This is a genomic window from Paenibacillus sp. FSL R5-0749, from assembly GCF_038595085.1.
GTDB lineage: Bacteria > Bacillota > Bacilli > Paenibacillales > Paenibacillaceae > Paenibacillus.
The window spans coordinates 4,584,733-4,596,260 of sequence record NZ_CP152005.1 but is presented as its reverse complement, the minus strand read 5'-3'; the positions used below and the strand labels follow the sequence as shown (position 1 = coordinate 4,596,260).

At 45.4% G+C, this 11,528-nt stretch carries 14 protein-coding genes; 11 read left to right on the top strand and 3 right to left on the bottom strand.

Annotated features, from left to right (window positions below; translation table 11 throughout):
• The first annotated feature begins 193 nt into the window (after positions 1-193).
• The 3 genes from MKY85_RS20470 to MKY85_RS20460 are packed head-to-tail and all read left to right on the top strand — an operon-like array spanning position 194 to position 2,140.
• Positions 194-466: a hypothetical protein gene (locus MKY85_RS20470; RefSeq protein ID WP_339235771.1), complete on the top strand. Its 273-nt coding sequence runs from the start codon at positions 194-196 to the stop codon at positions 464-466.
• Positions 453-1,451, top strand: coding sequence for a hypothetical protein (locus MKY85_RS20465; protein WP_342570639.1), 999 nt, complete (start codon positions 453-455; stop codon positions 1,449-1,451). The genes MKY85_RS20470 and MKY85_RS20465 overlap by 14 nt, the downstream gene beginning before the upstream one ends.
• 2 nt (positions 1,452-1,453) lie before the next feature.
• On the top strand, positions 1,454-2,140 hold the full coding sequence (locus MKY85_RS20460) for a hypothetical protein (protein ID WP_342570638.1): 687 nt from the start codon (positions 1,454-1,456) through the stop codon (positions 2,138-2,140).
• Positions 2,141-2,357: 217 nt separating this feature from the next.
• On the opposite strand, the gene MKY85_RS20455 is transcribed toward MKY85_RS20460, so the two are convergent.
• Positions 2,358-3,569 (bottom strand): chromate transporter, encoded by a 1,212-nt coding sequence (locus MKY85_RS20455; RefSeq protein WP_342570637.1) that lies wholly within the window; start codon positions 3,567-3,569, stop codon positions 2,358-2,360.
• Between the two features lie 217 nt (positions 3,570-3,786).
• On the opposite strand from MKY85_RS20455, the gene MKY85_RS20450 reads away from it, so the two are divergent.
• The 6 genes from MKY85_RS20450 (at position 3,787) to MKY85_RS20425 (ending at position 6,686) form a co-directional block, all read left to right on the top strand.
• The gene (locus MKY85_RS20450; protein ID WP_017687397.1) at positions 3,787-4,206 is read left to right on the top strand and encodes an organic hydroperoxide resistance protein; all 420 of its coding nucleotides are present in this window, start codon (positions 3,787-3,789) and stop codon (positions 4,204-4,206) included.
• 180 nt (positions 4,207-4,386) lie between these two features.
• Positions 4,387-4,953, top strand: a complete 567-nt coding sequence (locus MKY85_RS20445) for a YdhK family protein (RefSeq protein ID WP_339235762.1) — start codon at positions 4,387-4,389, stop codon at positions 4,951-4,953.
• A gap of 109 nt (positions 4,954-5,062) precedes the next feature.
• Positions 5,063-5,242, top strand: a complete 180-nt coding sequence (locus MKY85_RS20440) for a hypothetical protein (protein ID WP_017687398.1) — start codon at positions 5,063-5,065, stop codon at positions 5,240-5,242.
• A gap of 74 nt (positions 5,243-5,316) precedes the next feature.
• Complete coding sequence (locus tag MKY85_RS20435; RefSeq protein ID WP_133385501.1) at positions 5,317-5,517, top strand: hypothetical protein; 201 nt, start codon at positions 5,317-5,319, stop codon at positions 5,515-5,517.
• 199 nt (positions 5,518-5,716) lie between these two features.
• Positions 5,717-6,271 (top strand): copper amine oxidase N-terminal domain-containing protein, encoded by a 555-nt coding sequence (locus MKY85_RS20430; RefSeq protein ID WP_253439155.1) that lies wholly within the window; start codon positions 5,717-5,719, stop codon positions 6,269-6,271.
• Positions 6,272-6,368: 97 nt separating this feature from the next.
• Positions 6,369-6,686, top strand: a complete 318-nt coding sequence (locus MKY85_RS20425; protein ID WP_036614722.1) for a DUF1292 domain-containing protein — start codon at positions 6,369-6,371, stop codon at positions 6,684-6,686.
• Between the two features lie 223 nt (positions 6,687-6,909).
• Here the strand turns inward: MKY85_RS20425 and MKY85_RS20420 are convergent, their stop codons facing one another.
• The gene (locus MKY85_RS20420; RefSeq protein WP_278299186.1) at positions 6,910-8,385 is read right to left on the bottom strand and encodes an aminotransferase class I/II-fold pyridoxal phosphate-dependent enzyme; all 1,476 of its coding nucleotides are present in this window, start codon (positions 8,383-8,385) and stop codon (positions 6,910-6,912) included.
• A gap of 177 nt (positions 8,386-8,562) precedes the next feature.
• Between MKY85_RS20420 and MKY85_RS20415 the strand changes: the two genes are divergently transcribed.
• Complete coding sequence (locus MKY85_RS20415) at positions 8,563-9,858, top strand: MFS transporter (protein ID WP_342570636.1); 1,296 nt, start codon at positions 8,563-8,565, stop codon at positions 9,856-9,858.
• Between the two features lie 253 nt (positions 9,859-10,111).
• Complete coding sequence (locus MKY85_RS20410; protein WP_339235755.1) at positions 10,112-10,711, top strand: hypothetical protein; 600 nt, start codon at positions 10,112-10,114, stop codon at positions 10,709-10,711.
• A gap of 105 nt (positions 10,712-10,816) precedes the next feature.
• Here the strand turns inward: MKY85_RS20410 and MKY85_RS20405 are convergent, their stop codons facing one another.
• Positions 10,817-11,422 (bottom strand): suppressor of fused domain protein, encoded by a 606-nt coding sequence (locus tag MKY85_RS20405; RefSeq protein ID WP_342570635.1) that lies wholly within the window; start codon positions 11,420-11,422, stop codon positions 10,817-10,819.
• Positions 11,423-11,528 lie beyond the last annotated feature (106 nt).

Sequence of the window (11,528 nt, the reverse complement as noted above, 5' to 3'; positions counted from 1 at the left end):
TTTGCAGTTTCTTCATTCAAACAGGTTAGCCTATTATTATGGGTTAGCCTGTTTCGTCTTGTTAACATAAGCAAATGTTTGGTTATATGAAAACCAGACATAGAATAATAGGCTGCAAGATGGGCATAATGCTTTAACATAAAGGTAACTTCATGAATATACTTATTCTGAGAAAACAATAGGAGGGATTAATATGAAGGATCAACATTATCCGGGCGTACCAATGAAAGGCACAATTGCTGAGTACAACTGTAAAGGCATTAAAGGAATGACTAAAATGAAAGCGTATTCATATAGTGCTAGAATTCGCTCTATCATTCGTATTTCTCGGGAGTCAGCTGCGAATGAGGGTAATGTTGTTGATTTTTCAATCCTATTAATGAACGCTTCGGATGTTTTATATTCGCGACCGGTAACGGGTAATACCCCGTTCACGAAGGAGTTGAGCTCCCATGTCCATGACTGAAAATATTGCTCAGGCAGCACTGGGCGCAGCGATGAAGGCCAACAGGGCCATTGCGCCATATGATTATTGCGATGCAGAATCCAGACGGATGTACACGCCTCAATTTGATAAAAAAATGGACAATCCTATATATACCGCTGCAATGGCGGGTCTTCAATCAATCTATTGGTTTCGGGCGATCAAGGTAAAGGGGCTTATCCCTGATGCAAAAGCAGATTACTATGCTACGTATTCTACCAACCATAATCGTATCGGTGGAATTGGACTTGCGTATTCCAACAGTCCGACAGGACCATGGACCAAACACGGACAGGTATATCTCGATACTGTGGTTGGGAATTCGACGGAAACGCCATTTGTGATCTGGAACGATGAAGAACAATTATTCTTTATGTATTATCAACAAAACGGACTTGGGATCAATCAATCGACGGCACTTGCAACCTCTGTAGACATGATTAACTGGACAAGAGTAGGTTTGATATTGGACAAACCTCCAGGTTTCCCAGGTGATGGTCATACCGGTTACTTCTCGTGTTTTCGAAATGGTGGCAAATGGATCGGTTTTTCGGTAATGGGCGGCGGTGACTTTGGCCGTAAATGTATCTGGCATTCACATGACGGACGTAGCTGGTTAGCTGATCCAAGACCATTAATGGGTGGCAATGATGCGACTTTATCAGCAGAAGAAAATATTTCGAGACCCAATGCAGGTGTATTTATGTACAAAGGGAGCATGTGGTGGCTGGGCATGTTATCGGCTTATGCTTCAGGTGGGGTTACGACTGTAGCTCGGCCTGCCATTGCCAAGATCAGCGCAGACTTCCGTCAATTGCTAGACAAACCTACAGATATATATTTTCCGGCATTGAATTGGGAAACGACCAATATGCAATCCTTGATGGTGTCCGTTATGGACGGGGTAGTGTACGTGTATTACAATACCGATCATAATATCGGTGTAGCCTATTCGGTGGGGGTGTAGAGATGGTTATACGTGATGCAGCGGGTCAGATCGTGCCCTTTGGAAAGGTCCACAAACAGCTTGTGGCCGATTTTCTATATGGAACGTTACCGGATTGGGTGGAGGTGGTGGGCACACCTACGTTTGAGCCTTTGCCCGATAGAGGAACCATAACAGTTACAACACCGACCACAGCAGGAGCGACGGCAGAGTTGAAAATGAAACATCTGATTGACAGCTCGAAAGTAACAGCAATTGCAGTCACTTTGGAAGCGCTACAATTCAACGGCAATATTGGAATATCGGTTCAGGTTGGCATCAAATCGAAGGATAGCAAGGCTGGTATCACCTTTTTTCATAACGTTAATCAGAAGTATGGGATGGTCCGAGCCTATAAAGCAGATGGAACGTACACGGATTTTAAGCAAAATATGGTTTTCTTCACTACGCAAGGTGTGGCGGGAGATGAAGCGCAGAATCGAAAGAACCTGACCGTGCTGCTCTGCACCGGGTTACAGTTTTCGGCGGGGTTCGAAAGACCTTCCGTGTGGCTTGGTGCGGATGATCAGTATGGAGGTGTTGCTGCTGACCTGAGTGGTGGGTTGTTCCAACATGGAGAATTGCAATGTCTGTTGAAACTCACCACAAGCAAGGCCGAGCCCAAGTATTTCAAATGTGCGCAGATGAAAGTGGATATCTGGAGTAATTAATCAAACTGGGGAGAAATCTGAAGACGAACAAGGAGCCTGATTTGAAGAAAGAGTGTAGACAAGCTAGGCCAGCTCGGATTTGAGAAACTCGAATTGGAATGACAAAGAGAAAAAAAAGATGATCTGCATGGATCGGTCAATAACTTACTGGCAGTAATAGGGTACCTAAACACGGACGCTTTGAAAAAAAAGTGCAGTGTAGGGGTACCTTTTTTATTTAGAAAAGGTTCATCATTGTACCGCCTGCTGCACCAGCAACGACGACGATCCAGGGTGGTACTTTCCAAAAAACGAGCATTAGAAACAACATGCATACAAGTGCAAAATCAACAGGCGTCAGGATCGCAGTTGTCCAGAGTGGATCGTACAACGAAGCCAGCAAAATACCTACAACAGCTGCATTAATTCCGCGTAATGCTCCTTGGGTTTTTGAGCTTTTACATAAAGCACTCCAGAAGGGCAATACGCCTACGATCAGAAGGAAAGCTGGCAAAAAGATAGCGATCGTTGCAACCAAAGCTCCTGAAACCCCACGCATCATCGCTCCTAAATAACCGGCAAAAGTGAACAATGGTCCGGGTACAGCTTGTGCTGCTCCATATCCCGCCAGAAAGTCGGACTTATTGATCATCTCTGCAGGAACGAATTCACGTTCCAGTAACGGAAGCACAACATGCCCTCCGCCAAATACGAGTGATCCTGAACGGTAGAAGCTATCAAAGAATAACAGCCACCCCGAACGATCAAAGGGAGTGAGTAACGGGAGAAAAATCAGAATTCCAAAGAACGTAGCCAAACAGACGATTGCCAAGTTACGATTCACAGGGACAGACAAGTCTACTGTCTTAAACTCGGTCATTTTACTAAAAAGGATCATACCTATCACGCCTGCTATCACAATAAAAAGGATTGGAGTGAATGCAGTCTGCCACACAAGAGTCGCCACTGCAGTAAAGATAGCGATGGTTGCCCTATAGCGGTCAGGAGTTAGTTTTTGCCCCATGCCCCATATCGCCTGAGCGACAATAGCTACAGCAACAATTTTCAGATCGTGAATCCAGCCAGTACTGCTAATATCAAATCCTTGCAGAAGAAAAGCGAACAAGACTAACGCAATGACAGATGGAAGTGTAAAACCAAGCCAAGCCATCAGTCCCCCCATCAATCCGCCGCGGATAATGCCAATTCCAATCCCGACTTGACTGCTGGCAGGTCCGGGCAAAAATTGACACAGCGCAACTAAATCTGCATAGCTACGTTCATCCATCCATTTTCTACGGCGAACATATTCTTCATGAAAGTAACCAAGATGAGCGATCGGTCCTCCAAATGAAGTCAGGCCGAGTCTGGTTGATACAGCTAGCACCTCATAGAGAGCCCTGGATTTATGTTTGGGCTTGTCCGGGGTTAGAAATGAATTATTCTCCAAACGTGTTATTCCTCCTTAAGTTCGACTTAGGTTATCTGATGACTACAATGATAAACCTCATTATCGCTATTCATTTAAACTCAGCATTAAACTGTATTATTTTTTTACATCAACTATTTACATACACAATTAAATTGTGTACAATGTAATTGTTAGCGATACAAGAAAAGCCGAATTTTAGTCAACATAAATCCAATCAACTAAAGGAGTTTTACAAATGAAAACATTATATGAAACAACAGTCATCAATACAGGTGGACGTCAAGGAATCGTACAATCTCCAGATAACGTGTTTATGTTGGATGTTGCTGCACCACCTGAACTGGGAGGACAAGTGACGACAGCTACCAATCCGGAGCAGTTGTTTGCAGCAGGGTATAGCGCTTGTTTTAACTCCGCACTGGAGTTTCAATTGAAAAAACACAAAGTTGAAATTGAAAGAAGTACTGTTGCTGCAACCGTGATGTTGGTGACGGACTCTGAGGATAATGGCGTGAAACTTCAAGTCGATTTGGAAGTTAAAATTCTTGGTCTGGATGAGGAGACAGCACAGAAATTTGTGAAACTTGCTCATGACTACTGCCCATATTCCAAAGGAATCAAAGGGAACGTGAATGTTAACGTGGAACTGGCGTAAGGTGTAATCACTGAAATGAATTGTTCTTGATAAGAAGCCTCCGAGAAATCGGAGGCTTTTTTGATTTATTTTGCTCCGTTGTAAGATGCGCCTTATCCGGAAAAAACAATAATTATGATTGCGATATACCTATAGGGGGTATAATAAAGGATATAAATACAATTAAAGGAGTGCGGACACATGAAAAAGTACTTAATGAACATATCGACTATCTTGATCGTAAGCAGTTTGATTTTGGGTGGATGTGGCAAGGAGACTCAGCAGACTATAGAGAGTAACGATGACAGTCATACAGCCACCGCAGGTGAGATGCACCATTCTGAATCTGGAGAGCTACCGGAAGGATTGCGGGAGAAAAGCAATCCCACCTTTCCGGTAGGAAGCCAGGCAATGATGAGTGCCGATCACATGTCGGGCATGAAGGGGGCAACAGCAAAGATTGTTGGAGCTTATGAGACTACGGTATATGCAGTGACGTATACCCCAACCACAGGCGGAGATCCCGTGCAGAATCATAAATGGGTTATTCATGAGGAAATACAGGACCATACCGATCAATCGTATAAGGTAGGTTCTGAGGTGCTGTTAAGCGCTGATCACATGAAAGGAATGAAGGGTGCCAAGGCCACAATTGAGTCTGCTGAACAAACAACGGTATATATGGTTGATTACACCCCGACAACAGGGGGAGATTTGATAAAAAACCACAAATGGGTCATAGAAGAAGAATTATCTGCGATCCAATAGAACCAATTGCATGAAAAAGCTCTTTTATACAGAAAAATCAAATTCATACTCAATTATGGGTTATAATGGTATTAAGATTATACAAAACTGCTGAAAGGGGAATGTACTTATGATGGATTTTAGCAAACCACCCCATGGCTCTGAGACGGATACACACCGTCAGCGTCATCAGGAGAATGAACAGAAATACCTGTCCGGAGGCAAAAGCATTTGGTATGAAATCAGCAACTGGCTCATTCTCGGGGGTATCCTCCTTGTCATATTTTTATTATTTAAATACGTATTTTAAATAGACACACAACCGGGCGGATCCCCATATGATGCATTACATCAGTAAGCACTTGGGGAAATGGGGAATCCGGGATGGCAAAAGCAAAGGGAAAGAAAGCTCCCGCATTAAAGAGTGACAAAATCCGTGTATCCATGAAGTTGGTCACTTCCGATGTATGCGAGAGATGTAAAACACCATGTACACGAGGCATGGATTACGCTGCGCGGATGCGAATCGAAGGGGCTATAGGCAAGGGTGTTCCCTGTATCCTGACCCGCCATACTTCATCATAACCCTTCGTCTAATTCCGTAGTTATAACATGAATAGAACAGAGGCATCCTTTAATGAGGAGAGCCTCTATTTGTGCATTCCAAGGGGTGGAAAAAATTCTGGATAAAAAATGAAAAATGATGAAAAACAGCGCAACTTTGTGGATGAATGTACAGTATAAATGTACAACAGCTAGCAGCAGGGGAGGGAATATTGACGGGATGAAATGGAAACGAGTATTGCTTTGTGTCACGGTATTCTCCTTGCTCGGCGGGTCTTTATTGTTTGCAGATTCGGTGAACGAGAAGATTCGTGTTCTCATTAACGGCAAGGAAGCAGCTGATGGAGGTTATCTCATTGATGGAACGACCTATGTACCTGTAAGGGAAGCTGGAGGCGTCGTCAAATGGGATAGCAGTAACAAGAGAGTAACGGTGATCAAACCGAATGTACATATTTTTCTCTTCAAGGGAGACACTGTATTTGGCAACGTTAACGTAGGGAAGCTGAAATTCAATGTATTTTCCCAAGTGGACAGTCTGACAGCAGATGTAGCTGCGGTGAAAGTAACGATTACCAATCCAAGCGGTCAGGTGAAGGATATCCAGTCACAGGAGCTTACAACACAGAAGGATAACTTCTGGTTCCGCACTTACGATTTTACGTACGATTTCAGTCGTGCCGGCAAGTATCAAGTCGGCTTTCATATTAAAGAAAATGCAAACAGCAGTTACGTCCTGGTAGCGGAGAAAATCATTACAGCGCTGAACGATTGAAGCGGAAATAACCCTGTGAGTTAAATTGACCTGGGTCATTGAACATGTTACGATATGCAAGGTTACACAATTTCTATTTATAAAGCGAGGTATTTCAATGAGCGATCACACACATGAACACGGCGATGGCTGCGGATGCGGGCAAGACCACGACCACGACCACGAGCATGAAGAAGTCCTTCTCACATTAACAGACGAGAACGGCCAAGACGTGGAGATGGTTTTGGTGGAGACGTTTGACGTGGAGAAGCATGTTTATGCGCTCCTGCTGGAACGTAACAATCCTGAAGCTGACGGCATCATCCTGCGTATGGAAGAAGAAGACGAGGAAATGGTGCTCTACAATATTGAAGACGAAGAAGAGTGGAACCGCGTTGAAGCGGCTTACAACGAACTCGTTGCATCACAAGAATAGTCATTCTTTTGGAACATAACATGAAGGCTCCTTGATTTCAGGGGGCCTTTTGTTTGCTTTTAAAGAGGTGGACGAGCTGTTTATGACCTGATTGAACGACGAAATAGACGGGAAAATGCAAACTCACTTGTCCGATAAAATGAATTGTCCGACAAAATAAAAAAAAGACCAAGCGTAAGGCTTGGCCCTTCAAGTTTATCCCTGCTCAGCGCTAGGGGGTGTTTTAGAAAATGGCATCGGCTTCCACGATCACTTTAACGTTGGTTACGCTGCGATCTTCGGGTCCTTTGACAGGCAATCCAACTTCGACATGGTCGATGATGTAGTCGATGTTCTCTTGGGTGATAACTTCACCCGGTAACAGGATCGGAATTCCTGGCGGATAGACATAGATGAATTCCGAGATAATACGTCCTGCGGATTCCTTAAACGGAATCACTTCGGTATCACCGTAGAATGCATCACGTGGCGTCAACATCAACTGTGGAATATCCGGAACTTTGACCACCAGTTCATGAGCCGGGTTCACTTGATAATAGGTACGGGAGAGATCCTGCAGAGCGTTCAGCAAGATATCCACGCTGTCGTCCGTATCTCCTGGCGTGATGAGACACAGAATATTGTACATATCACTAAGTTCGACCTCGATGTTGTAATGCTCACGAAGCCAGTTCTCGGTCTCATACCCTGTAATGCCCAGATGGCGAACATGGACCGTAACTTTGGTTGGATCGTAATTGAAGGTCGCTTCTGTACCCAGCAGCTCTTTACCGAAGCAATACAGTCCATCCATATCGTTAATCGAACGTCTGGCAAACTCGGCTAGTTCAATCGCCTTCTGTGCAATCTCACGACCGTGGAGTGCCAGGTTACGTCTGGATGTGTCGAGCGAAGCAAGCAAAATGTATGAAGTTGATGTTGAGGTGAGCAGACTCAGGATCGTCTGTACACGCTGTGGATTCACGAATCCATTCTTCGTGTTCAGGTTGAGTACGGAACTCTGTGTCATGGAGCCACCAAGCTTGTGAACACTGGTTGCAGCCATATCGGCACCTGCTGCCATCGCAGACAACGGCAGATCCTCATGGAAATGAATGAGTACGCCATGTGCTTCATCAACAAGCACAGGGACTTGGTAGCTGTGTGCCAGCTCAACAATCTCTTTCAGATCGGTAACCACACCGTAATAGGTCGGGTTAATGACAAGCAATGCCTTGGCATCCGGATGACGCTCAAGTGCACGGCGGATAGACTGTGTGGTCACTCCATGGTCAATACCCAGATTGGCATCTTGCGATGGAGAAACAAATACGGGTTTGGCGCCTGAGAAAATAATGGCGGACAGAACCGATTTATGCACATTACGGGGCACAATAATTTTGTCACCCGGTGAGCATACAGATAGAATCATGGTCATAATGGCACTGCTTGTGCCTTGTACACTAAAATAGGTATAATCGGCTCCGAAGGCATCTGCTGCCAAAATCTGTGCTTCCTGAATGACTCCGGTTGGCTGATGCAGGTCATCCAGCGGTGCGATGTTAATCAAATCTATGGAGAAGGCATTATCGCCAATAAATTCACGGAATTCGGTATCCGCTCCCAATCCTTTTTTATGGCCCGGAATATGAAACTGTACCGGATTGAGTGCCGCATGATTTTTTAAAGCGGTAAACAGCGGCGTACGGTGGTGATTCATTATTGCTGTCACAACCCTTCCTAATAAAATTGGTAAACAAAGATGAGTATAGCAAATTAAGACCCGAATGCAACAGGTATAATCGACAATTTTTTAAATTGCCGAGATTTGGGCACATTCCCCACGGTTACACTAAGGATAGGGAATAGGTAAATGAACGCCGAAAGGGGAAAAAGAATGCAAACTGATACAAAACCAGCCAAAATTTTGCGATCTCCATTTTTTATCGCGATGTGGCTGACACTTTTTCTAGTTGAAATTATCAAAGGAGCGCTGTTGGTAGCGGTTTTGCCCGTGTATATGGACAATATTCTGGGTCTGTCCGCAGGCGTCATTGGTGTGGCATTTGCTCTTCAATATCTGGGAGATAATCTGTTCCGGGCGCCTTCCGGCTGGGCAGCAGAACGGATCGGATTCCGCGCAACGATGGTCACAGCACTAATCTGTACCTTAATCGCTGTTATTATGATCCTTTTTCTCAAAAGTGCCTTTGGACTGGCTATGGCCTGTCTGATTCTTGGCATTGGTACGTCACCGCTCTGGCCTTGCGCCATGACAGGGGTGACTGCGATGTCAGGCCCACAGAACAAGAATGGTACAGCAATGGGAGCGCTGGAGATGGCCGCTCTGGGCGGTACAGGCCTTGGACCAATTGGCATGAACTGGTTGCTGGAGCGTACGCACCATGATTACCGCACCATATTTCTTGTGTTGATGGGGTGTGCCATTCTCGTTATTCTGGTGGCTATGATTCTTCCTGGACGTGTCATTGTCGAAGGAGAGGAGCATGCCGAGCAAACGGCGAAGAATCGAGATGTGAAATATCCAGCCAAACCAAACTTGCTCACGCCGTTCATCCGACTGCAAAAGAGTGTGAAGGGCACACTGCAGCGGGTTCGCAGCACGCTTAATGTTAATCCGTTAGTGTATCCTGCCTTGTTTATGCAGTCATTTGTCATTGGGCTGCTCAGTCCAGTAATCACGCTATATACACGCACAGACCTGCATATCTCACCCAACCTGTATAGTTTGTTGTTGATTGCGGGGGGTGGAATAACTGTTATTGCGTTACTGCCTGTAGGTAAAATGGTAGACAGGTTTGGTACGAAACCGTTCCTGAACGTTGGTTTTTTGATGGCGTCAGCAAGTCTGTTCGCATTTTCCTCCATAACATCCATTCCGGTAGTCTTTGGTGTTGTTATGTTGGTGGGCGTCAGTTATGCCATGATTCTGCCCGCCTGGAATGCGTTTGTAGCCACACTGATTCCCAAAGGGGAGCGGGGAGCGATCTGGGGATTCTTCCTCACTTTGCAGGGATCGGGCATGGTTGTAGGTCCTATTGTTTCCGGATTGTTGTGGGACCACGTTAGCCATCCGGCACCATTCATTGGCAGTGCCGTCGTCATGGCAGGACTTGCCGTAGTACATTTTGTACTATCCCGCAATCCGTTTCGCACCGCTCCAGCCAAATAAAATAGAAAAAAGGGAGTTCCGTCAACCTTCATGGTTGTGGAGCTCCCTTTTTGATGTCTGTTATAACATGAAAATCGGGGGCTTGCCCCTGTGCGCTTGCGGAAAGCTGTAGTGCTGCCGTCCTTTCGGTGAAAAATAGTCAAATAACCAAGTACCCTTACATAAAATGAAGTATAAAATAGGGTAAGCCGATTGAGTAGAAGCGATTGAAGACGAGGGCCGGAGCAGATCCGGTACAGATGGAGGGAGTGCCGTGAATAAGAGTTATGAAGTTGAATATTGCAATCTGGAGCTGCGGTTCAACCGTCGGCATATCCAAAATTTGATCAGAGACCTTATTCGTGAGGGATATTCACTATATTGGAGCGAGGACGAATCCTTTTTTATACTGTCAGTCCGGACCGGCCGCAAGCTGGTAAAGCTCCGCTTTCAACAGACACGCACGGGGAACTATAAGATGACTGGGGATTACATCATTAAGGACGCAAAGCTTGCAGAATGGCTGGAGAAGCTGATTGGAGATACACGCGGGCATGCAGTTGTGAAGCGGTTTAAGGATCAGCAGATGACGGTGGAGAACATTTTATTCGGTGAAGTGATTCGCCTCGTGGAAGTTTCCGGGTTCAAGCAACGTGTAATCTTTCAAAAAGAACCTGCGCCGACGGCGGAAGAGATGGAAGAAATGTTCCTCTCGCGCGAAGGCGAGGAAAGGCTCATGTTGTTGCGCATGGAAGTGGACGATGAACTGGAGCGCCTCCACACTGCCATACAGACGGATAATGTAGACAAAGCAAATGCTTGCCGTGAAGTCTTAAAACAACTGTCCGGACATCTATTAATGTTGGAAGGTTGAGGAACGGTTAACGCTGTAAGGTGAATGAAAACTGCTCTCGAAAAAAACATCAACTCATATCCAAACCCTGGCGCAAGCCAGGGTTTTATTTGTATGTAGAGGGCATTAGGGACGACAAGGGTCAATGATAGAGTGTTCCGAGCTTTCGATGAAGGCATCAAATTCATCCAATCCTGCGGATAACAACAGATTGGATTCATATGAGGTGATGGGGATGGCCCATAGTAACGGAATCGTTTCATGTCCAACGTGTATCTGTTCCAGGGATTCGCTTTCACCTCGCAATTCATCGAGAAGAAAGGCGGTCGCATTCCATCGGGCTGGTGCTAATTCGCTCGGTGTCATCACACGCGGAACCGTTGAATCCTGTACATTTTCGATATGATGGGAGATTAGATCGGCCATATAGGAGTTCACACGCTCCACACTCTCACCACCGAGATTGGATTGCAGCGCGAGCATCCATTCCGACGAGACCTTCTCTCCTGATGGACGACATGCCTGAGACAATCCGACTGTTGCGAATCTGGCGATGTCTGCATGCGAGGTGGGAGGGAAATAATAAATTTCGATATAAATGCTTCGGTTCGGCTTTGAAAGAACGGTTCTGAGCTCTGGCATACCCCATTCATGGATATAAGACCCCAGCAAAAAGGTTCTGCGAATATCCATTAAAAATTGTTCTTGCTTTGAAAGCTGTTCCCACGCCATGTGTTATGTTCCTCCTTCTTGAGTCCAGGTTCAATGGGTATGATTATACCATCAGATGTACAATATTGGATTACTTTGGTATGAGACAGAGTGATCCCCACTGTAT